Raw genomic sequence first — 22,611 nt, 5'->3', positions numbered from 1 at the left:
GTGTGCTCTTGTCCTCAAACTTCATTGCAAAGATCACACCGCGCTCTTCGGCGCTCAGCTGTTTATAGTTCTTTCCCATGCAACATATCCTAACCGGAAGTGTTGCGCTTGCATCTTGAGACCGCCCCTACTTTTCTTTGCCGCGGCAAAGAAAAGTAGGTGCCGCCCCGCACAGGGGCGACGCTTGAAGCAGGCAAGACAAAACGCGGATGCCAGCGACAACGAGAGCAGACCACTCCAGCATCGCGCAGACAAACCAAAAACCGAACCTTTACCCCCCTGCATGCCGCGCAGCGGCCATCACCTCCCGCTTGGTATCGAGAATATGCCGCTCGATCAGAGCAACAACCTCCTCGACATCACGCCGCTTGCACGCATCCACAATCTCATAGTGATCGCGCTGCACATCGCCCTTCTCCGTATCAAGCGACATCCTCAGATGCGGATACCGGTTCGTCGTACTCAAACAGTACTCCTCGATCATCTTCCGCAACCGCGCATTATTCGCCGGCGCGCACAGCGCAAGATGGAACTGCCGGTTGCATTCCGCCCACTCGGCGGGTGACGTCGCATCGTCATACGAAGCAAGGATGCGCTTCATCGCGTCGATATCCGCAGCGACCATGTTCGGCACCGCGAGCTTCGCCGCGTACGTCTCCAGCGCAGCGCGAATGTCGAGCAACTCGCAGATCTCCGTGGTCGACATCGCAATCACTACCGCGCCGCGATTCACCTGATAGCTGACGAGACCCTCCGCCTCCAGTTGCCGCAATGCCTCTCGCACGGGAATCCGGCTCGCGCCGAACCGCTCGGCAAGGTTCTCCTGGCGCAACTGCGCGCCGGGCGGCAACACGCCGCGCAGGATGTCGTCGCGCAACTGGTCGCGGATGGTCTGGGGCAGCGAACGCGTGTCCGCCTTGGCCTGCTCTGTGGTCATAAGTCAAAAAGGCCGGTCGCGCGCCGGCCGACGAAAAAGGTTGTCGTCAGAATTGTGGGCTGCTAGGATTGGATCCAATATTTATAAATTGGATCCAATCTGGGTCGCTAGGTATACGTTTTATCTTAACCAGAGGTCAGCATGGCAGTCGTCGCAGCGCCGAAAAATGAACCGATATTAGCCTATTCGCCCGACTCGCCAGAACGGGCGGCGCTTGCCGCCGCGCTCGCGGAGCAGTCGGCTCAGTCTGTACACGTGCCTGTCGTCGCCGGCGGCAGGCGCATCGAGGGCGGTCAGGCGCGGCCGCTCGTCAGCCCGCACGAGCATCGGCGGGTGCTGGCGCAGGTGCATCAGGCCAGCGCGGACGACGTCGCCGCCGCGATCCGTGCCGCGTCGGATGCGCAGCGCGACTGGGCGCACTGGTCGTTCGAAGACCGCGCCGCTGTGTTCCTGAAGGCCGCCGATCTCCTGAGCGGCCCATGGCGCGCGAAGCTGAACGCCGCGACCATGCTCGGCCAGAGCAAGACCGTGTATCAGGCGGAAATCGACTCGGCATGCGAGTTGATCGACTTCCTGCGCTGGAACGTCGCGTTTGCGCGCAGCGTGCAGGAGATGCAGCCCGTTTCGCCGGACGGTGTGCGCAATGCGCTCGACTACCGGCCGCTCGAAGGCTTCGTCTATGCAGTGACGCCGTTCAACTTCACGGCAATCGGCGGCAACCTCGCGTGCGCGCCCGCGCTGATGGGCAATAGCGTGCTCTGGAAGCCGGCGGCGACGGCCGCACTCAGCAACTACTACGTGCTGCAATTGCTGGAGGAAGCCGGTCTGCCGCCAGGCGTGATCAACTTCCTGCCGGGCGATGCATCGACGGTGTCTTCCGTTGTGCTCGCGTCGGATCAGTTCGCGGGCCTGCACTTCACCGGCTCGACGGGTGTGTTCGACGGCCTGTGGCGCGCGGCGTCGGAGCGGCTCGCCACGTATCGCAACTATCCGCGGCTGGTCGGGGAAACAGGCGGCAAGGACTTCGTGCTCGCGCATCCGTCGGCAGATGTCCCTGCGCTCGCCACCGCGCTGTTGCGCGGCGCGTTCGAGTATCAAGGGCAAAAGTGCAGTGCGGCGTCGCGTGCCTATATCCCTGCGTCGCTGTGGCCTGCCGTCAAGGAACAGTTGCTCGACCAGATTGCGAGCATCGCGATGGGCGACGTGAGCGACTTTTCCACCTTCATGGGCGCGGTGATCGACCGCAACGCATTCGACCGCATCGCGGGACACATTGGCCGCGCGCTCGACTCGAACGATGCACACGTGATCGCAGGCGGCCGTTGCGACGATCGCATCGGCTATTTCATCGAGCCTACCGTGATTCAGGTCGACGATCCGCACTACGTGACGATGCGCGAAGAAATCTTCGGACCCGTGCTGTCCGTCTATGTGTATCGCGACGAAGCATGGGCCGACGTGCTGAAACTCGTCGATGAAACGAGTCCGTATGCGTTGACGGGCGCCGTGTTCGCACAGGACCGCGCAGCCATCGTCGAGGCCAGCCGCGCGCTGCGCTTCGCGGCGGGCAACTTCTATGTGAACGACAAGCCGACGGGCGCCGTCGTCGGCCAGCAGCCGTTTGGCGGTGCGCGTCGCAGCGGCACGAACGACAAGGCGGGCTCCGCGCTGAACCTGCTGCGCTGGGTGTCGCCGCGCACCGTCAAGGAAACGTGGGTGCCGCCCACCCGCTACCGCTACGCGCATATGGCCTAGCGCCAGACGACTTCAACCGTAGCACCCCTTGCGGGACGAACGCCGCGCGATACGCGCGCGGCGCGGACCGTCCTGCGCCTATTAAAACGTGAGGAGAAAGACCAGATGTCCCAACGCATCGACGCAGTCAGCCGCACACGCCTTAACCCCCGCCGCAGCGCACTTGCCATCGGCGCGGCCGCACTCGCACTGTGGGGCGCCTCGGCGCTCGCGCAGGACGCGCAGGAAGTGAAGATCGGTTTCGCCGCGCCGCTGACGGGCGGCCAGGCGCACTATGGCGCGGACTTCCGCAGCGGCGTGCAGCTTGCGATCGAAGACGTCAACGCGACGAATCCTGTGATCGGCGGGAAACCTGTCAAGTTCGTGCTCGACGCCGCCGACGACCAGGCCGACCCGCGTCAGGGCACGACGGTCGCACAAAAGCTCGTCGATGACGGCGTGGTCGCCGTGCTCGGACACTTCAACTCGGGCACCAGCATTCCCGCTGCACCGATCTACGCACGCGCGGGCATTCCTGAACTCGCGACGGCGACGGCGCCCGCCTTCACGCGCCAGAATCTGCCGACCACATTCCGCCTCGTCACCTCCGACTCACAGCAAGGCAGCGTGCTCGGCGCCTACGTGGTGAAGGATCTGAAGCTGCGCAAGATCGCGATCGTCGATGACCGCACTGCTTACGGCCAGGGCGTTGCCGAAGAATTCGCGAAGGCTGCCAAGGCTGCGGGCGCAACCATCGTCACGCAGGAATTCACCAACGACAAGGCGGTCGATTTCCGCTCGATCCTCACGCACATCAAGTCATCGGATGCCGATGCGATCTTCTACGGCGGCGCCGATACGCAAGCCGCGCCGATGCTCAAGCAGATGCGCTCGCTCGCGATGAAGGCGACCTTGATCGGACCGGACATGATTCATTCGGATGAACTGCTGAAGATTGCGGGTGCTTCGGCGGAAGGTGCGCTGGCGTCGTCGGGTGGCAGTCCGCTTGAACAGATGCCTGGCGGCAAGTCGTATGTCGAGCGATACAAGAAGCGCTTCAACAAGGATGTCGAGTTGTATTCGCCGTATGCGTATGACGGCGCGATGGCTGTGTTTGCTGCGATGAAGAAGGCGGATTCGACCGATCCGAAGCAATATCTGAGTGCGTTGAAGGCGACTAATGCGAAAGGCGTGACGACGAATGAACTTGCTTATGACCAGTATGGTGATCTGAAGTATGGCGGGGTGACTGTTTATAAGGTCGTTAATGGGAAGTGGGTGCCGTTGCAGACTGTTGGAACCAGGTAAGCGCTTGCGCAGCGCGGGCGGTTTTTGGTTTGGTCTCGCGTTGCCCCTTTGGCGGGGCGGCAGTTGGTTTGGCTTGTCTTGCGACGCTGGTGTGGTTTGGTTTTGTTGTCGCTTTTGCTGGCATCCGCGTTTTGTTTTGCCTCCTTCAAGCGTCGCCCCTGTGCGGGGCAGCACCTACTTTTCTTTGCCGCGGCAAAGAAAAGTAGGCAAAAGAAAGCCGCTGAACACCGCTAGTTCTTGTTTCCGCCTGAGGGCCCCCGACGGGTCCTCTCCTTCATGCGGCGCCGCTCTTCTCGACGCCCGTTGCCAACGCTCTTATTGAGCGCCTCACCCGCTTCACACTCCCGCGTCACCACATACGCGATCAAATCGCTCCCGTTCTATAGCGGCAAACTGTGTGTCGGCTTTCGCGCCGTACGCGCTTCACTCCGGACTGAAAAACACGATCGGTGTCGTAGGGGCGCTGAGGTGTGAAGCACTACGACCTACACACAGTTTGCCACCTGGGCGGCCGTAACCAATCGCTACCGTTCACTGTGCTACGGGTGCTTGAAGTGGGTGAGGCGCCAGTTCAAAGCACTGGCAACGGGCGGTGACTGAGAAGTTGCCATGTGAAGGAGAGGAACCGTTGGGGGCCCTCAGGCAGTGGTCAAGAACGGGCGGTGTTAGCCCGCTTTCTTTGCTTACTTTCTTTGCGGCGGCAAAGAAAGTAAGTGCCGCCCCGCACAGGGGCGACGCATGAAGCAGGCAAAACAAACCGCGGACGCCAGCGACAACAAAAGCAAACCACACTATCGTCGCAAGACAAGACAAAACCAAACCAAACCAAACCTCATTGAACCCCAGTCGCCCTCAACCCCGCATTCAACCGCCGCCGATACATCGAATTCCGCGTCGCCAGCCAATAGTAGAGGGGCGAAGTCAGCAAAAGCCCGATCACCCATGAAAGATCCGCCCCATCCAGATAGCTGGGCACAGGACCGGCATACATCGGCGTATTCATGAACGGAATCTGCACCGCAATCCCGACAGCGTAAGCAATCAGCGCTTGCGGATTAAAGCGTCCATAGACCCCGCCGTCAGCGTGAAAGATCGACTCGATATCGTACTTCCCTTTATGGATGACATAAAAATCGATCAGATTGATAGCCGTCCACGGCACGAGCACAACGAGCAGCGCAAGCACGAGATCAACCAGATTGCCCACGAAGTTCGTCGATGCACCAATCGCCGCGTAGCAGCAAGCTGCCAGAATGACGACCGAGAACACTGCACGCGTCTTGGCAGTGGGAATCCAGCGATACGCAAAAGTCTGCACTGAAGTAATCGTCGCAAGCACCGCCCCATAAAGATTCAGCGCGTTATGGCTAATCACGCTAAGCAGAAACAGCACGAGCATCGGCAAACCAAGCGGCCCTGTCGCGAGCTTGACAGCATCCATTGCATCGACACCCGGCGGCACCGCCAGCACGGCTACTGCGCCAAATACAAAGGCAAGCGTCGAGCCAATCGTGCAACCCAGATAGGTCGCCCAGAATGTCGACGCGACACTGACGTTCTCCGGCAGGTAGCGCGAATAGTCCGACACATACGGCGCAAATGCGATCTGCCAGAGAGCAGACAGCGAAACCGTCGCGAGCCATCCAGCAATATTGAAACCGCCACGCGTCAGAAAGTCCGCCGTCGATACATGCGTGAGGATATAACCGAAGCCAACAAAGATACCGATGCCCAGCACCCACGTCCCGATACGATTCAGGATGTGAATGAAGCGATACCCGATGATGCCAATCAGCCCCGATCCCAGCGCACCAATCACAATGCCCACCGGAACCGGCACGCTCGACTCAATGCCGTGCAACGATTTCCCCGCCAGCACGATATTCGAAGCGAAGAAGCCCACATACATCACGCCTGCAATCACCGTAACGAGCAGCGCGCCCCACGATCCGAATTGCGCGCGGCTCTGGATCATCTGCGGAATGCCCATCTGCGGGCCTTGCGCGGAGTGCAGCGCCATCAGCACGCCACCTACCGCCTGCCCCACGACGATCGCGACAATGCCCCACAACAGGTTCAAATGAAATAGCTGGACGCCAAGCGCGCCCGTCACGATCGGCAACGGCGCGATATTGCCGCCGAACCACAGCGTGAACAGATCGCGCACCTTGCCGTGCCGGTCTTCAGGCGGCACGTAGCCGATCGTGTGTTGTTCGATCAATTGCGAAGCTTTGCCATTCGTGGTCGCCACGTTGCTGTCTCCTGTCTCGCGCAGCAATGCTGCGATATTCAGCGGCTCAGGCGTTGCCCGAGCGCGCGCGTTGCTTGTGTCCGTGCATTCGAATCACGCACCGGACTTCATTGAAAGGTGATCCGCCAGTCGCGACAACATCGCGTCGCAGCCTTCGAGCTGCTCGATGGTCACGAATTCATCCGGCTTGTGTCCCTGATCCATGCTGCCCGGTCCGCAGACCACGGCGGGAATGCCAGCCTGATTGAAGAGTCCGCCTTCGGTGCCGAACGCTACCGTGCCGAATTCGCGTGAACCGCACAACGATGCGAGCAATTGCGCCGCGTCGCTTTCGGGCGATGTCGCAAGTCCTGGATACGCCGATAGCGATTCGAGGCGTATATCGGTCTCGGCATTCACTGCACGCATCTTCGGCAGCAGTTGTTGTTGCGCGTAAGCCTGCAGTTCGTTGACGACATGCGTCGCGTCGTAGCCCGGCAACGCACGTACTTCGAAATCGAACTCGCATTCGGCGGGCACGATGTTGAGTGCGCGGCCACCTTTGATCACGCCCGTCTGCACCGTCGAATAGGGCGGATCGAATCGTTCATCGTGATGCTCAGGCAACGAGAGCTGTTCGCCGATCACTTCCAGATGATTGATCAGACGCGCCGCATATTGAATCGCGTTGACGCCATAAGGCGCATACGCAGAATGACACGGCGCGCCTTTCACCTGGCAGCGCATTGCCAGCTTGCCTTTATGACCGAGCACCGGCTTCAATTCAGTCGGCTCGCCGATCAGGCAAACCGCGGGCTTGTGCGCGCGTTTCGCGAGCTCCGCGAGCATCGGCCGCACGCCGAGACATCCCACTTCTTCGTCATACGAGAACGCGAGATGCACGGGCACTTTCAGATCACGCGCGACAAACGCAGGCACTGCCGCCAGCACCGATGCGATATAGCCTTTCATGTCGGCCGTACCGCGCCCATACAGACGCCCTTCTTTCTCGCTCAGACGGAACGGCTCGACTGTCCATGGTTGTCCGTCGACAGGCACGACATCCGTATGCCCCGACAACACGATGCCGCCATCGACACCAGGTCCGATCGTCGCGAACAGATTCGCCTTCGTGCGCTCTGCGTTGTAGAACAGTTCACTTCGAACGCCCAGATCGCCGAGGTAATGGCGAATGAAATCGATCATCTCCAGATTGGAGTCGCGGCTCACGGTGGGAAACGCAATCAGCCGTTCGAGCAGCGCGCGGCTCGATCTGTCACTCATCGCCCGGCACTCCATAGCTCGGCGCAGCTGTCGGGTTCAGCGCACGGGTCACGTAGTCCTGCATTTGCGGCTTGTACGCTTGCCACAGGCCATCGAGCTTGCCGATAGGATCGTCGTCAGCCCAATCGACACGCAGATCGACGATCGGCCAGCTCAGATCGCTGACGACCTTCAGCGCTGCCGAATGCACCGGGCCCGCTTCGCCGCCCGCCGCGATAGCCGCATGCATGGCCGCGAGCAGACGATCGGCAAGCATGCCCTTCGTGCTTTCGAATGCAGGCGCCATCGCCTCAATCACATGAACGCCCGAAAGCATGTTCCCCGCCGCAACGCACTGCGCGCCCGCAACCGCGTGATACGTACCCAACGCTTCCTTGCCGCTGAAAAACGCAGTGCGTCCGCGCGCATCGATCACCGTCACCTGTCGATACTCGCTCCACTCGTTCGCACTGAGCGCGCGATCAAGCGCCGCAGACGGCTCGAGCAACGTGTTCTCAAGCAGATCGAGAATCTGCGGACCGAGCGCGGGCAGCGTCACATTTTGCGTCGCCACTGCACCTACGCCCGCGCGCAGCCATGGGCAACGCGCGCCGACTGCAATGCTAGAAGAACTGATTGCAATGCCGAGTTGCCCCGTTTCAGTACATCGTCCGACGATAGAAAATGTCATGCTCCGCTCCTCAGGCCTGAGCCGGCGTCCAACCATCCGGAATGACGGCAATCACGTCGATTTCCATCAGCCACGTCGGCTGTCCGAGTGCCACCACGACGAGACCCGTCGAAATCGGGAACACACCCTTGAGCCATTTGCCGACTTCCTGATACACCGGTTCGCGATACCGCACGTCCGTCAGAAAGGTCGTCGTCTTGACGATGTGCGACATGTCGCTGCCCGCTTCTTCCAGCAACTGCTTGACGTTCTTCATCGCCTGCTCGGCCTGCGCGCGCGGATCGCCGAGACCGACGAGCTTCCCGTCGAAATCGGTCCCAACCTGCCCGCGCACATAGACGGTATTGCCGGCACGCACGGCCTGGCAGAGATCGTTGTCGAGCGTCTGGTTCGGATACGTGTCCTTCGTGTTGAACATGCGGATGCGGGTATGCGTCGGTTGGCTCATCAATGCACCTTGATACGAATGAAATGGAATGGGTTCGCGCGCGTTTTCAGCTCAGATCGAGTTCACTGACCTTGTGTACGTCTGTCGCGCTGTCGACTTTCGGCTGTTCAGTGTGGCTATCCGGCGCGTCGTAATACGCGAGATATTTGCGCTGTGTAGCAATGTGATCGGCAATATGCTTCGCGTCGTGCCACACGCCCCAGATGAATGCAGAGCCGCGCCGCGACAGCCACGGAAGCCCGAGGAAATAGACGCCCGGTTCTTTCGACACACCACGTTGATGTTTCGGTTTGCCCTTCTCGTCGAAGGCATCGACTTGAAGCCAGCCGAAATCGACGGCATAGCCCGTTGCCCAGATGATCGACGTGACGCCGGCCTTGGCCAGATCGAGTTCGAGAATCGGGTTGATCACGCAATCGGGGTCTGCGGGAATCACACGCGCTTCCGGTTCTTCCGGCAGATCGAGACCATTGCGGGCCGCGTAGGCATCCGCTGCATCGAGCAGCGACAGATAGTTTTCGTCACCGCGCGCGATGTTTTCCGCGAGATCGGAGTCGAACGTGACGACCGTGTCATCGAACGCTTTCGTCAGGCCGACGAGCGTCACGCCCTGATGCGCAAGTCGGCGAAAATCCACCGTGTGTCCGCCGCGCGCGCCGCTGACTGCAATCGTCACGTGTTCCTTGCCGGGGCGCATCACTTCGGCATCCCATTCGCCGAGCACGCCAAGCCACCAGCAGAAGTCACGCCCGCGATATCCGCGCGGCGGACGATCATGCGGTCCAACCGACAGATACACCTGCCTGCCCGCGCGCTGCAATTCATCCGCGATCTGTACGCCCGACGAACCCGCTCCGACGACCAGCACGCCGCCTTCGGGTAATTGCTGAGGGTTGTGATAGTCGGCGGAGTGAATCTGCGTGAGGCGCTCTGATTTCGGCGCCACGGCGGGGATCAAAGGGCGCTGGAACGGTCCCGTCGCAACGACCACACGGTTCGCTTCGTACGTGCCGTCCGACGTCTCGACGGTGAAACCCTGGCGGCCCGCATTGCGCACCACCTTCCTGACTTCGACGCCCGTGCGGATCGGTGCATCGAACTTCTTCGCATACTCGACGAAGTACTCGGCTACCTGATCCTTCGACGCAAAGCCGTCAGGATTGACATCGGCAAACTCGAGATTGGGGAAACGGTCGTGCCACGCGGGACCATTGGCAACGAGCGAATCCCAACGGCCCGTGCGCCACCGCTCGGCGATGCGCGCGCGTTCCAGCACGATATGCGGCACGCCGGTTTTGCTCAGATGTTCGCTCATCGCGACGCCGGCCTGACCGGCGCCGACCACGAGCGTGTCGATTGACGTTGTTTTCATTGCCATGGCTAAGTCCTTCTGAAAGGCGATTTGATCCGAGCCGTCATGGCCTTGCATTCAATGAATGCAAACCACTCGGCGCGCTGCGCCGTGAATCAGCTGTCGTGGTCCAGAATCTACGCGCGCCCTCCGAATCTGAAAAATATATTTAAAAAATGCATCGCATCGGATTTACCTATGCAGCGATTTTTGAACGCCTCACAATGGTGCTCACGAACGCCCGAATATGGAGCATTGCCGATGGAAAGCCATCCCCTGCGTTACTCGCTGCGTCAGTTGCGTTACTTCGTCGTCACGGCGGAAGCGCTGTCGTTCACGGCCGCCGCGCGGCGTCTGCATATTTCCCAGCCATCCATTTCGACGGCGCTCGCGGACCTCGAATCATCGTTCGGCGTGCAGCTTTTCATCCGTCATCACGCAAGCGGACTGTCGCTGACGCAGGCGGGCCGCGATCTGCTTGGACAGGCGCGCAATCTGCTGAAGATTGCGGAAGAATTGCAGACGTCCGCCAAGGAAATGGACGGCGGCATGACGGGTTCGATTGCGCTCGGCTGCCTCGTCTCGCTTGCGCCGCCGTTGATGCCGCGGCTCATCAGCCGCTTTGCCAGCGAGCATGCGGGCATTTCGTTTCGAACCGTCGAAGCGCATCAGGACGGTCTGTTAAGCGGCCTGCACGACGGTTCGCTCGACATAGCTTTGACCTATAGCCTCGATCTGAGCGAGGACATCGTCTTCACGCCGCTGCTGTCATTACCGCCGTATGTGATCCTGCCGACCTCTCACCGGCTTGCACGCGCGCGCAAAGTGTCGCTGGCGGATCTGCTGCACGAGCCTTATGTGATGCTGGATTTGCCGCATAGCCGCGAGTATTTCGCGGCGCTGTTCGATACCGTCGGCAGCCGCCCCGTACCGGCATTCCGCTCGTCGCAACCGGAAGTCGTACGCGGCATGGTGGCCAATGGACTCGGCTACAGCATCCTCAACTTTCCGCTCAAATCGAACCGCACCGTCGACGGCGAAGACTTCGTCGTGAAGCGCTTCAAGGACAACGTCAACGCGACCACGCTCGGCATCGCGCAATCGCGCACGATGCGGCCACGGCAAGTCGTGCAACGGTTCGCGTCGTATTGCGAGACCTATATCCGGCGGCTGCATCTGGACTCTTGAACACGGTTTAAAACGTGCGTCAAAAGCACCTCATGGCAGTGTGTCGGCTGTATAGGTAAAACCTTTGTTTTGCATCCAAAAACAATATTTTGGCTGGGAATTTGGCTTGATAGATTGATGTCCATGTCGAGCGCAATGCCGCGCAATCCAGCGTAGGCGCGCTCTCGCAAGCTCGATACAAGGAGGGCGGCATGGCAAACCCGGCCAGGACGATCACAGTGCAAGCGCTTGTCGATGAACTGCAGACCGGTTGCGAACGGCCATTCAGCGACGCGCACGCAATGCCGCCCGGCGTCTACACGTCCCCCGAGTTTCTTGCGCTGGAAGAGCGCGACATCTTTGCGCGCGAATGGCAGTGCGTCGGCCGCGCGAGCACGCTTAAAGAGGCCGGCGACTATCTGACTACACGTATCGGCGATCAGCCTGTCGTCGTGTTGCGCGACGAACAGATGCAGCTAAAGGCGATGTCGAATGTGTGCCTGCATCGCATGTCGGTGCTGCTCGAAGGGCGCGGCAATGTGCGCCGCATCGTGTGTCCGTATCACGCGTGGAATTACTCGCTCGATGGCGCGCTGAAGGGCGCGCCACTGATGGATCGTCAGGAAGGCTTCTGCAAGGAAAGCTATCGTCTGCCTGCCATTCGGTGTGAGGAATGGCAAGGCTGGATCTACGTGACGCTCGATGAGCATGCCCTGCCCGTTCACAAGCGGCTTGCCGAATTGAGCGAACTGATCGGCGCATACGGCATGACGGACTACATCGAAACTTTCTATGAAGAACACGTGTGGGACACGAACTGGAAGATCCTCGCGGAAAACTTCATGGAGAGCTATCACCTGCCGATGCTGCATCGCGCGACGGTAGGCCCGCATTCGCGGCTCGAAGAAATGGAATGTCCGCCGGGACTTCCCGCCTTCAACTATCACTGGATCACGAAGGAAGCTTCTTTGCCGATCGGCAATGCGCATCCCGACAACACGCGTCTCACGGGTCACTGGCGCAAGACGACGGCGTTGCTCGCGATCTATCCGACGCATCTCGTGACGCTGACGCCCGGCTACTTCTGGTATCTCGTGCTGCAACCGGAAGGCGTGGGCCGCGTCCATATCCGCTTCGGCGGCGGCCTCGCGCCTGAGTTCATCGCCGATCCACAAGCGCACGAGTACATGGCGACGCTCAAAAAGCTGCTCGACGATGTGAACGCGGAAGACCGGCGCGGCGTAGAAGCCGTGTTTCGCGGCGTGCATGCGCCGCTTGCGAAGCCCGGCAATCTGAGTCATCTCGAACGCCCCAATTACGACTTCGCGCGCTATCTCGCCGCGAAGATCGGCACGCACTGATTTCGACGCAACACCGACAGGACGCAAGCACGATGTCAAACCCTTCCTACATATCATTTTCGGGCGTGAGCAAATCGTATGACGGCGCGCATTACGTCGTCGACGATCTGAACCTCGACGTGCGCAAGGGCGAATTCCTGTCGCTGCTCGGACCGTCCGGGTCAGGCAAGACCACGACGCTGATGATGCTCGCCGGTTTCGAAACGCCCACGCAAGGCGAGATTCGTCTCGATGGTAAACGGCTCGACGACAAGCCGCCGCATCAGCGCGACATCGGCATGGTGTTCCAGAACTACGCGCTCTTTCCGCATCTGACGATTGCCGAGAACGTGGCGTTTCCGCTTTCTGTTCGTCACGTGAGCCGTGCCGAACAGAAGACGCGTGTGAAGCGCGCGCTCGAGATGATCGAGTTGCCGCATCTGGCGAACCGGCGTCCTTCGCAACTCTCCGGTGGACAGCAGCAGCGTGTCGCGCTGGCGCGCGCACTGGTGTTCGAGCCGAGTGTCGTGCTGATGGACGAACCGCTCGGCGCACTCGACAAGCGTCTGCGCGAGACGATGCAATACGAAATCATGCGGCTGCATCGCGAACTGTCACTGACCATCGTCTATGTGACGCACGATCAGGCGGAAGCGCTGACCATGTCGGACCGCGTTGCCGTGTTTTCCGATGGTCGCATCCAGCAGGCAGCGACGCCCAGCGAACTCTATGAGAATGCGCAAAACGCGTTCGTTGCGAACTTCGTCGGCGAGAACAATGGACTGACGGGCCGCGTGGTGAACGTGAGCGGCGATCAGGCCACGCTTGCACTCGCCGACGGCAGCATCATCCGTGGCCGTTGCGAAAGCGGCTTGCGTGAAGGCGATGACGCGATGCTCGCGCTGCGCCCCGAGCGCGCGCATATCCCGAGCGCGGAAGGCACGCAGATCGATGCGGATAGCAACGTCGTGCAGGCGCGTGTCGAAGAACTCGTGTACTGCGGCGATCATCATCGCGTGCATCTGAAGCTCGGCTCGCGCGACAGCATCGTCGTCAAGGTGCCGAATACGCAGCGCCATGCGCTGCCTGCATCGGGCGACATGGTCGAAGTGGCATGGCGCCACGACGACTGCAAGATTCTCGCAGCAACCGCCAGCGCGCAGCGTAATGCGCCCGCCAATTACTCAACGCCGTCCCTGTCACCTTCCATTATTACAACCGCACCCGCAGGAGCCAACTGACATGCGCACTCATCTCAAGGCACAACTTGCCGCCCTTTCCGTATTTGCTTTCGCGACTGCCAGTACGTGGGCCGCAGAAACGCTTTCCGTCGTGACCTTCGGCGGCGCTTATGAAGCCGCTGCAAAGAAGGCTTATTTCGAGCCGTTCACGCAGGCAACGGGCGTGGGCTTCTCGACGGAATCGTACGACGGCGGCCTCGCCAAGCTCTCCGCAATGGAACAGGCGAAGAACACGACGTGGGATCTGATCGACCTCGAAACCAACGATGCCATCACCGCCTGCGACGAAGGTCTCTTGCAGAAGTTCGACAAGAAGACGCTCGGCAAGACGAGCGATTTCATTCCCGGTTCGATCAGCGATTGCGCGGTTGCGAGCATGGTGTGGTCGACCGTCTTTGCCTACGATGCGAGCAAGCTGAAGACAGCGCCGACTACCGTCGCCGACTTCTTCGATCTGCAGAAATTCCCGGGCAAGCGCGGTCTGCGCAAGTCGCCGAAGGTGTCGATGGAATGGGCACTGATTGCCGACGGTGTCGATCCGAAAGATGTCTACAAGGTACTCGCCACGCCCGCTGGCGTCGATCGCGCGTTCAAGAAGCTCGATACGATCAAGAAGAACATCGTCTGGTGGGAATCGGGCGCGCAGGCGCCGCAGCTGCTGGCTGACGGTGCGGTGGTGATGACACAAGCCTACAACGGCCGTATCGACGATGCCGCGAAGAAGGACAACAAGCCCTTCAAGGCCGTCTGGGACGCGCAGGTCTATGACTTCGACTGGTGGGGCATCCCGACCGGCGCGAAGCACGCGGACGCAGCGGCGAAGTTCATCGTCTCGGCCTCGCAGCCGAAGGCGTACGCGGATCTGTCGAAGTACATCGCCTATGCGCCGCCGCGCAAGGACGCAATCGCACTCGTCGACAAGCAACGTCTGAGCGATCTGCCGACTTCGCCGCAGAACTTCAAGCGTGCATTGCAGATCAACGCGAACTTCTGGGCCGACAACGCAGACCAGATCAACAAGCGTTTCCAGACCTGGCTGACGCAGTAAAGCATTGTTTAAACCGAGCAAAGAGAGCCCGACGTGAATCCAAGCATGCCCGTATCGGCCCAAGCCACGGCTTCGGGCTCTCCGTCGAGAGCCGGCGGCCGCGCGTCTTTCCAGAAGGCGCGCCGCCGCGCATCGACTCAGGCGCTGCTGCTCGCGCTGCCGTTGATCCTGTTCCTGCTGTCAACGTTCATCGCACCGATCGCATTGCTGCTCGCCCGCAGCGTGCAGAATCACGAAGTGCCTGACAGCATGCCTGCGCTCACGCGGGCCCTCAATGCGTGGGATGGACGCGGCGTACCGGACGAGCATACATTCGCCCTGCTCGCGGCCGGACTGAAATCCGCACAGGCAAGCGGACAACTGGGCACGGTTGCGCGCCGTTTGAACTTCGCGCAGCCGGAGTTCCGCAGTCTGTTGATGCGCACCGCGCGCAACATTCCCGCCGACGCGCCATCCGCATGGAAACCCGCACTCGTCGATCTCGACGAGCGCTGGAATTCCCCTGAAACATGGCGCCTGCTGAAACGCGCCGCCGCATCGCCGACACCGGACTATCTGCTCGCCGCCGTCGATGCGCAAGTCACGCCGCAAGGCTCAATCGAGTCCCTGCCTGCCAATGCATCCGTCTACCGGCAAGCGTTTTTGCGCACGATCTCGATCAGCGCAACGGTCACGCTGCTTTGCCTGCTGCTCGGCTATCCCGTCGCGTGGATGCTCGCCAATCTGCCCGACAAAAGCAGCAACCGTCTGATGCTGCTCGTGATCGTGCCGTTCTGGACATCGCTGCTGGTGCGCACGACGGCGTGGTACGTGCTGCTGCAACCGGGTGGTGTCATCAACAGTCTGCTGATGGGACTCGGCCTCGCTTCGCATCCGTTGCCGCTCATTTTCAATCGCACGGGTGTGCTGATCGGCATGACGCATGTGCTGCTGCCTTACATGATTCTCGCGATCTATTCGGTGATGAAGAGCGTGTCGCCCATCTATGTGCGCGCAGCGCAATCGCTCGGCGCCCATCCGTTCACGGCATTCGTGCGCGTGTATGTGCCGCAAACGCTGCCAGGTGTCGGTGCAGGCTGCTTCCTCGTGTTCGTGCTCGCGCTTGGTTACTACATCACGCCCGCGCTGCTCGGCGGCGCCGGTGACGAGATGATCAGCCAGCTCATCGCGATGCAGACGAATACGCAGCTCAACTGGGGACTTGCAGGCGCGCTCTCGGCGTATCTGGTGATCTTCACTGCGATCTTCTATTTTCTGTTCAACCGCATCGTCGGCATCGACCGTTTGCGCTTCGGTTGAGTCACACGTGCACGACGACGAGGAACCGACATGCAAAACCAACGGAAGAAAGTACTGACCGAGCGCATCGCGGGACATTGGGTACGCGCGCACACAGCCATCGTGCTGTTCTTTCTGATCGCGCCGATTCTCGCGATCATTCCGCTCTCGTTCAATTCAGGCTCGTACTTCTCGTACCCGTTGCAAGGCTTTTCGCTGCGCTGGTACGAGCAGGCACTCACGAGTTCCGACTGGCAGCGCGCGTTGCTGAACAGTCTGGGCATCGGCGCGGCATCGACGCTGATCGCAACCTGCCTGGGCACGCTCGCCGCGCTCGGCTTGAGCCGTACGCAATTTCCGCTGCGCTCGCTCATCATGCCGATCATCATTTCCCCGATGATCGTGCCCATCGTCGTCGTTGCGGCCGGGTTCTATCTGATCTTTGCGCCGCTGGGCCTTGTTAACTCGTATCCGGGCGTCGTGCTGGCGCATGCGGCGCTCGGCACGCCGTTCGTGGTGATCACCGTGACGGCATCGCTGCTGTCGTTCGATCAAAGCCTGCTGCGTGCCGCATCGGGTCTTGGCGCAAAGCCGTGGGTCGCATTCAGGCGCGTCACCTTGCCGCTGATCACGCCCGCCGTTGCGACGGGCAGCGTGTTCGCGTTCGCGACCTCATTCGATGAAGTGATCGTGATCCTGTTCATCGGCGGACCGGATCAGACCACAGTGCCGCGCCAGATGTGGAGCGGCATCCGCGATTCGATCGATCCGTCTATCCTCGCCGTCGCGACGATGCTGATCGTTTTCGCTGTGCTGCTGTTCGCAAGCATCAACTGGCTGCGCGGCCGTGCTGCGGCCGCGAGCCGGGCTTTGGCCTGAGACTTTACCGCTGCCCGGGCGTGATGCCGGGCAGCGCAGCCAGCGCACGCGTCCAGATCTGGCGCGTGCGCGTCCACACCAGTTCGCGCCAGTCGGTGTCGGCGGGCATGAACGATTCGAACAGCGCGCGGCTGATTGCGCGGCCACGCACATCGAACGGATCGCCGTAGAGATGCAGCCAGTGGTCGTCACGCAAGGCGGTATGCATCGGCGCTTCGGGATACGTGCCGCATTCGATCACCAGTTGCATCAGATGCGTATCGGGCAGTGCGTCCAGCATTGCTTGCGACGTGTAGCCTGTGGCACGCGCGACCACGCCCGTCTCGCTCGCGGCTGCATCGGCATGCGTGATCAGCGTATAGAGCCACGGGCCAAAGAGACGCTGCGCATCCGGGAGCGCCGGATACGCGGACTGCGTGATCGACATCAGCATCGGATGACCGAATGCGCCTGCGCCCGTGTGCAGATCGAACGCAATCGCGACCTGAGCCGGTTTGAGAAAACGTGCTGCGATGTCGCGCAGCGTGCGGTTCGACCACGTAGCCTGCTGCCCGCCGTAGAAAAGCCCGTCCGCATGACGATACTGGCCCGCGCCGACAATCGACTGCACGCCCGACCAGCCTAATGCCTCGATCTGCTTCGCCAGCAGCGCATCGGCATGTTGACGTTGAGGGCCGTCGATGTCGCGACACGCGTAGATTTCATGTAGCTCTTCATAACGCGGATTCGCAGGCGGCCCGGCCGTGAAGTCGATAAAGTTGCGATTCAGGTCGATGTTGTCTTCGTTCACGCGCCTGACCCACGCTGTGCCCCACGGATTAATCAGATGAACCATCAACACGGCGACATCGTCCGGCAACGTCTGCGTTCCAAGTTCGCGCAGCCATGCTGACTGACACGTCGAGCCGTAATAGCCTTCCACGCCATGCGTGCCCGACAGCGTCATCAGCACGCGCGAAGCATCCGGCTTGCCGAGCCACGCGACGTCGGTCGCGAGCGCTTCGCCCTTCGGTCCTTTCAGAGGATGGGCATACGACGTCACGGTGGCACCGGCCGACTTCGCGGCGGAGAGAAACTGATTGCGCTGCGTGTCGAAATCGGGTTCGACGGGAAAGCTGATCGTCATAAAGCCTCTGGATGAATCAAACGTTTTCTGCTGCTTCGGAAAGCGCCAACGTAACGCATCCTGCGGGCTTTGCGCAACACAACAATACGGTGCCTTCCAATGGAGGCTCCAGCGGTTCTTCCGTGTACGCCACGTCGCCGTCGATCAAACCCGTCACGCAGGTATTGCAGATGCCCGTCCGGCAACTGAATGCGGGCGCGTAGCCGTGCTTTTCCGCGAAATCGAGCAGCGACGCGCAAGCGGGATCCCATGCGACGGGTTCGGTTCGCGGATGAAAACGGACAGTCGAACGTGACGCGGCGCGGTCTGGCTTCGCTGCTTGCACGATTGCGGCCTTCCCTGACGCTGCAGGCACAGGCTCTTCCTCGAGTACCGTCGCAGGCCCGAAGAACTCGTAATGAATGCGTTCACGTGCAATGCCAAGGCTGCGCAGGAGCCGCCAGTTTGTCTGCATGAATGCGGGTGGACCGCATAAATAGACTTCGTAATCGTCGAGTGGCAACAGGCTCTGCAACGTGTCTTTTGAAATCAGCCCTTCACTGTCGAAATGCTTTAACTCGCGATCTTCAACCGACGGAAGCCGGTAACAGAAGTGCACCTGGACGTGCGGATGCGCGGCAGCCATGGCACGGACCTCATCACGGAACGCATGCACGGCGCCGTTTTCACAGGCGTGAATGAAATGCACCCGCCGTTCTTGCCCGCCGTCCATCGCACGCAAGCGATGCAACATGCTGACGAGCGGCGTCAACCCGACTCCGCCGCTCATCAGCACAACGGGCCGTTCGATGTCGTTGCCGCACACGAATGCGCCCGACGGTCCCGCCAGTTCCAGTTCGTCGCCGGCATGAACGCACGCGTGCAACCAGGAAGAGCCGCGTCCCTCGGGCACATCGTCGCCGCCAGGCTCGCGCTTGACGGAGATTCGCCAGCGCGTGGTATCGGCCGGATCGCCCGACAGGCTGTACGTACGCAACAACCGCTCGCCGGATGGCAACGGCAGGCGCAGCGTCACGAACTGCCCTGCAACGAACGGCGGCAGCGCTGCGTTATCGGCGGGTACGAGTTCGAACGACACAATTGACGCGCTTTCCTGCGTGCGCCGCACTACGCGAAAGCGCCTGAATCTCGAAGGTGCATCCGGCACAGTCGGCAATGTCGTGTCGGCGGCAACATTCATGTCAGTGCTCCGCGCGCTGGCGGCTGACCACATACACAGGCGCGGGTGCAACGTTAGTCTGCTGTTCGCGTTCGATCATCTGCGCGAGTGCGCGCCTGAAACGCAGCGGTCCTGCATCGATTGCCAGATCGATGTTCGGCGTGCGGGCGTTTTGCATTCCGCGATGAACAGCCGTCAACACGACGCGATCTTCTTCGAACGCGTGGCGCACGTCTTCATCGAATTGCCGCGACACCTGCTCGTCATTCGGTGCGAAGTTACGCGTCTGGAACCAGTAGTAACGCGTGTGCGACTCGTCGACGGGCGTCATGAAGTTGTACGAGTTCATCAGGAACACGTCGGGATGGAGCGGCGCATCATCGGCGCCCGTTCCTGCCGGCGTAAAAATGGCCTTGATGATCGCGTGCGACGGAAAGCGCACTTCATAGTGCTGCTTGCGGTCGCATCGCCCTTCGAAGCTGACGAACTGCGCGTAGAACGGCGCCACGTCTACATCCCGCATCCAGCGGGAAACCGTCACACCACGTGCAGCAACCTCGGTCTTCAGCGGCTCAGCCTCACACGCTGCATTGCCAAACGACGACGGATGCACCCACGCAACATGCGACGGATCGAGCAGATTGTCGGTGACGTACAGATAGTGGCAATCCACCGTCATCGCATCGCCGCGATTCACGCCCCAGTTGGGATCGCCCCATTCGTCGATCTGCACGATATTGTCGGCGTCCGCGTGTTCGGCATCACCCATCCAGATCCACAGCAAGCCATAGCGCTCCGCCAGCGGATAGCTGCGCACCTTCGCACCGGGCGGAATGCGCGCGCTGCCGGGCGCGCGCACGCATGCACCTTCGCAGTCGAACGTGAGGCCGTGATAACCGCATTCGACCTGATCGCCGATCAGCCTTCCCATTGACAGAGGCAGCTTGCGATGCGGACATGCATCTTCGAGCGCGACGGGCACGCCATCTTCGCGCCGATACAGCACGACAGGCTCGCCGAGGATCGTCACGGGCATGAGTGTGTGCGTCACTTCCGCGTCCCACGCAGCGACGTACCATGCATTCCTCAGAAACATTGCGCGGCCTCCGTTATCCAGTTTCGTTGCCGGACAGAATAAAAAGCCAAAACATAAAAGAACAGATGTCAAACTCTGGCTGTTCGTTTAGAGTTTCTAAACCGTCGAACCTATCCTCACTCACACAATGACGACGAACAGCTTTCCTCCATTGCGCGCGCTGCAGGTGTTCGAAGCGGTGGGCCGATGTGGCGGCGTGACGGAGGCGGCGAAGCGCCTCGGCATTTCGGCGGGCGCAGTCAGCCAGCAGATCAAGCTGCTCGAAGACACACTCGGACTGCATCTCACGGAGAAGGACGGCAAGCGGCTGCGCCTCACGACCATCGGGCGCCAGTATCACGAGAGTTGCGCGGCTGCGTTTGAAAGCCTGCGTGTCGCGCATGCGGAGATAGAGCGTGCGAAGAACACGCGCAATCTCAGCGTCAGCGCATTGCCGTCGCTGCTATCGAAATGGCTTGCGCCGCGCATGCTCGAATGGCAAAGCCAGCACGCGGGTCTGAGCGTATATCTCGACGGCACGCACACGGAGCCGTCGCCGGATGGATACGACATCGACTTTCGCATCAGCTATGGCGAGCGTATAGTGAACGTCGACAATTCCGTCGAACTGTTCCGCGACTACGTCGTACCTGTTTGCAGCCCGCGACTGCTTGCGACGGGCGCACCGCTCTCGACGCCCGCGGAGCTTTTGAGCTATCCATTGATATCGGTGGACTGGCGGCCCAAGTTCGCGTCGCCGCCGTCGTGGGGCGAGTGGTTCATTGCCAACGATGTCGATTGCAGTGAACTGAACGAGAACCGCCAGGTGTTTTCGCTATCGAGCGTCGCGATACAGGCGGCAATCGACGGCTATGGCTTCGTGCTCGCGCAAAGCTCGATGGTCTGCGACGACCTGGCCGCAGGCCGGCTCGTCATGCCGTTTGCGCTGGGACTGTCACTACCGTGGCCGTATTTCCTGACGTGGAAACCGAACGCATTCGACAGACCACATTGCCGCAGCTTCCACCGGTGGCTAGTGATGCGCGGCAAGGAACAACAACAAATCAACGACAGCATGCTGAGCGCAAAGGCGTAAAAAGGCGCGCTGAAATGCGAGCGAAGCACCACGACCTACACACAGTTTGCCACCTGGGCGGCATTAACCATTCGCTGCCGCACGCGGTGCCACGGGTGATTGAAGTGGGTGAGGCGCAGGTTCGAGGCGTTGGCAACGGGCCTCGAACGGAGTGATTGCCGCGTGAAGGATAAGAACTGTTGGGGGCCCTCAGGCGGAAACAAGGGCTGGCGGTGTTAGCGGCTTTCTTTTGCCTACTTTTCTTTGCCGCGGCAAAGAAAAGTAGGTGCCGCCCCGCACAGGGGCAACGCATGAAGAACCGATAACAACTCGCGGATGCCAGCAAAGACAAAAACAAAAGCAAACCAAACCAGCGTCGCAAGACAAAACCAACCTTCAACCCATTCGCCACACCACAGGAAACAAAGGATGCTCCATCACCGCGCCGTCAGGCAACTGAGCATCAAGCCCAGGAAAATCAGGTGAAGTACGCCAACGACGCGGCGCATGCCGAACATCATCCCCGATGAACCGAACCGAAAACGCACGCCGCCGCGTGTTACCGCTGACACCGCCTGAAGCATGCAAGGTCAGCATATTGAAGCACACCATATCGCCCGGCTCGAGCGCCCATCCAACAATCGGATACGCCGCCCGATCGGCCTCGATATCCGGAAGATCCGCGAGACTACCTTCAGGAAACCATTTCGCCTGATTGTCCATAAAGGTACGCGGCATCAGCCATGGCCCAAGATGCGAACCAGCCACAAACTCCAGCGTCGATTCACGCGTAACAGGATCGACAGGAATCCACATACTGACGTTCTGCGAACCTTCGATGTTGTAGTACGGCTGATCCTGATGCCACGGCGTGCGCTGCCGCGTATTCGGCTCCTTGACGAGCAGATGGTCGTGATACAGCCGCACGCTCTCACCGCCGATCAATGCGCCCGCAGCAGCCGGTGCCGCCGACTCGTAAATAAAGCGCCGATACGCATCGTTGTCTTGCCAGTTGCAGAAGTCTTCGAAGAACCAGCCGGGATCGTCGGGACGGCTCGCGACCTTTGCGCGCGGACTCGGCTGCGCAAGATTGCGTTCGATACCTTCGCGCAGCAGTGCAATTTCATCGGCGGTGAAAATATTGCGGATACACACTGCGCCATCGCGGCGAAAGTCTGCGATCAGTTCCGGCGTCACCGCGCGTTCGAGGCGCGCGTCGATCTCTTGCAGCATGGTGTCTCCATATAAGGCGCGATCGAAT

Annotated in this window: 19 protein-coding genes; 9 read left to right on the top strand and 10 right to left on the bottom strand. The window is 60.6% G+C overall.

What is annotated here, in order from left to right; all coding sequences use genetic code 11:
• Nucleotides 1-271: 271 nt before the first annotated feature.
• Entirely contained in the window at nucleotides 272-937 is a 666-nt protein-coding gene (locus tag G3O01_RS25340) for a GntR family transcriptional regulator (protein WP_205809200.1), read from the bottom strand.
• Nucleotides 938-1,078: 141 nt separating this feature from the next.
• Between G3O01_RS25340 and pruA the strand changes: the two genes are divergently transcribed.
• Nucleotides 1,079-2,692, top strand: coding sequence for an L-glutamate gamma-semialdehyde dehydrogenase (gene pruA / locus G3O01_RS25335; RefSeq protein WP_205809198.1), 1,614 nt, complete (start codon nucleotides 1,079-1,081; stop codon nucleotides 2,690-2,692).
• 105 nt (nucleotides 2,693-2,797) lie between these two features.
• Complete coding sequence (locus G3O01_RS25330; RefSeq protein WP_205809196.1) at nucleotides 2,798-3,979, top strand: branched-chain amino acid ABC transporter substrate-binding protein; 1,182 nt, start codon at nucleotides 2,798-2,800, stop codon at nucleotides 3,977-3,979.
• Between the two features lie 832 nt (nucleotides 3,980-4,811).
• Here G3O01_RS25330 and G3O01_RS25325 read toward each other — a convergent pair.
• The 5 genes from G3O01_RS25325 to G3O01_RS25305 all read right to left on the bottom strand — a co-directional run bounded on the left by G3O01_RS25325 (nucleotide 4,812) and on the right by G3O01_RS25305 (nucleotide 9,989).
• Nucleotides 4,812-6,230 carry a cytosine permease gene (locus G3O01_RS25325; RefSeq protein ID WP_205809194.1) on the bottom strand — a complete coding sequence of 473 codons (1,419 nt, stop codon included), beginning with the start codon at nucleotides 6,228-6,230 and terminating at the stop codon, nucleotides 4,812-4,814.
• Nucleotides 6,231-6,323: 93 nt separating this feature from the next.
• Nucleotides 6,324-7,493 (bottom strand): acetylornithine deacetylase, encoded by a 1,170-nt coding sequence (gene argE / locus G3O01_RS25320; RefSeq protein WP_205809193.1) that lies wholly within the window; start codon nucleotides 7,491-7,493, stop codon nucleotides 6,324-6,326.
• A complete protein-coding gene (locus tag G3O01_RS25315) occupies nucleotides 7,486-8,163 on the bottom strand; it encodes a DUF1028 domain-containing protein (RefSeq protein WP_205809191.1) in 678 nt (225 codons plus the stop codon). The genes argE and G3O01_RS25315 overlap by 8 nt, the downstream gene beginning before the upstream one ends.
• 10 nt (nucleotides 8,164-8,173) lie before the next feature.
• A complete protein-coding gene (locus tag G3O01_RS25310; protein WP_205809189.1) occupies nucleotides 8,174-8,611 on the bottom strand; it encodes a RidA family protein in 438 nt (145 codons plus the stop codon).
• Nucleotides 8,612-8,657: 46 nt separating this feature from the next.
• Complete coding sequence (locus G3O01_RS25305) at nucleotides 8,658-9,989, bottom strand: NAD(P)/FAD-dependent oxidoreductase (protein ID WP_205809187.1); 1,332 nt, start codon at nucleotides 9,987-9,989, stop codon at nucleotides 8,658-8,660.
• 234 nt (nucleotides 9,990-10,223) lie between these two features.
• Here G3O01_RS25305 and G3O01_RS25300 point away from each other — a divergent pair, with 234 nt between their 5' ends.
• The 6 genes from G3O01_RS25300 (at nucleotide 10,224) to G3O01_RS25275 (ending at nucleotide 16,915) form a co-directional block, all read left to right on the top strand.
• Nucleotides 10,224-11,150 (top strand): LysR family transcriptional regulator, encoded by a 927-nt coding sequence (locus tag G3O01_RS25300; protein WP_205809185.1) that lies wholly within the window; start codon nucleotides 10,224-10,226, stop codon nucleotides 11,148-11,150.
• Between the two features lie 191 nt (nucleotides 11,151-11,341).
• Complete coding sequence (locus tag G3O01_RS25295) at nucleotides 11,342-12,490, top strand: SRPBCC family protein (RefSeq protein WP_205809183.1); 1,149 nt, start codon at nucleotides 11,342-11,344, stop codon at nucleotides 12,488-12,490.
• Between the two features lie 32 nt (nucleotides 12,491-12,522).
• Nucleotides 12,523-13,710 carry an ABC transporter ATP-binding protein gene (locus G3O01_RS25290; RefSeq protein WP_205809174.1) on the top strand — a complete coding sequence of 396 codons (1,188 nt, stop codon included), beginning with the start codon at nucleotides 12,523-12,525 and terminating at the stop codon, nucleotides 13,708-13,710.
• Nucleotide 13,711: 1 nt separating this feature from the next.
• Nucleotides 13,712-14,758, top strand: a complete 1,047-nt coding sequence (locus tag G3O01_RS25285; RefSeq protein WP_205809172.1) for an ABC transporter substrate-binding protein — start codon at nucleotides 13,712-13,714, stop codon at nucleotides 14,756-14,758.
• A gap of 45 nt (nucleotides 14,759-14,803) precedes the next feature.
• Nucleotides 14,804-16,057, top strand: coding sequence for an ABC transporter permease (locus tag G3O01_RS25280; RefSeq protein WP_205809217.1), 1,254 nt, complete (start codon nucleotides 14,804-14,806; stop codon nucleotides 16,055-16,057).
• A gap of 30 nt (nucleotides 16,058-16,087) precedes the next feature.
• Nucleotides 16,088-16,915 carry an ABC transporter permease gene (locus tag G3O01_RS25275; protein WP_205809170.1) on the top strand — a complete coding sequence of 276 codons (828 nt, stop codon included), beginning with the start codon at nucleotides 16,088-16,090 and terminating at the stop codon, nucleotides 16,913-16,915.
• A gap of 4 nt (nucleotides 16,916-16,919) precedes the next feature.
• On the opposite strand, the gene G3O01_RS25270 is transcribed toward G3O01_RS25275, so the two are convergent.
• Genes G3O01_RS25270 through G3O01_RS25260 form a run of 3 tightly spaced genes read right to left on the bottom strand, consistent with a single transcriptional unit; the run spans nucleotide 16,920 to nucleotide 20,296 of the window.
• A complete protein-coding gene (locus G3O01_RS25270) occupies nucleotides 16,920-18,041 on the bottom strand; it encodes a DUF2817 domain-containing protein (RefSeq protein ID WP_205809168.1) in 1,122 nt (373 codons plus the stop codon).
• Nucleotides 18,042-18,057: 16 nt separating this feature from the next.
• Nucleotides 18,058-19,221 (bottom strand): 2Fe-2S iron-sulfur cluster-binding protein, encoded by a 1,164-nt coding sequence (locus G3O01_RS25265; protein WP_205809167.1) that lies wholly within the window; start codon nucleotides 19,219-19,221, stop codon nucleotides 18,058-18,060.
• Nucleotide 19,222: 1 nt separating this feature from the next.
• The gene (locus tag G3O01_RS25260) at nucleotides 19,223-20,296 is read right to left on the bottom strand and encodes an aromatic ring-hydroxylating dioxygenase subunit alpha (RefSeq protein WP_205809165.1); all 1,074 of its coding nucleotides are present in this window, start codon (nucleotides 20,294-20,296) and stop codon (nucleotides 19,223-19,225) included.
• 127 nt (nucleotides 20,297-20,423) lie between these two features.
• Between G3O01_RS25260 and G3O01_RS25255 the strand changes: the two genes are divergently transcribed.
• Nucleotides 20,424-21,371 (top strand): LysR substrate-binding domain-containing protein, encoded by a 948-nt coding sequence (locus G3O01_RS25255; RefSeq protein WP_205809163.1) that lies wholly within the window; start codon nucleotides 20,424-20,426, stop codon nucleotides 21,369-21,371.
• A gap of 375 nt (nucleotides 21,372-21,746) precedes the next feature.
• Here G3O01_RS25255 and G3O01_RS25250 read toward each other — a convergent pair whose 3' ends face one another.
• Nucleotides 21,747-22,583, bottom strand: a complete 837-nt coding sequence (locus G3O01_RS25250) for a phytanoyl-CoA dioxygenase family protein (RefSeq protein WP_205809162.1) — start codon at nucleotides 22,581-22,583, stop codon at nucleotides 21,747-21,749.
• Nucleotides 22,584-22,611: the final 28 nt, after the last annotated feature.

The organism is Burkholderia sp. Ac-20365 (assembly GCF_017104715.1).
Lineage (GTDB): Bacteria > Pseudomonadota > Gammaproteobacteria > Burkholderiales > Burkholderiaceae > Paraburkholderia.
The sequence above is the reverse complement of the archived record's forward strand: the minus strand, read 5'-3'. Positions and strand labels throughout refer to the sequence as shown.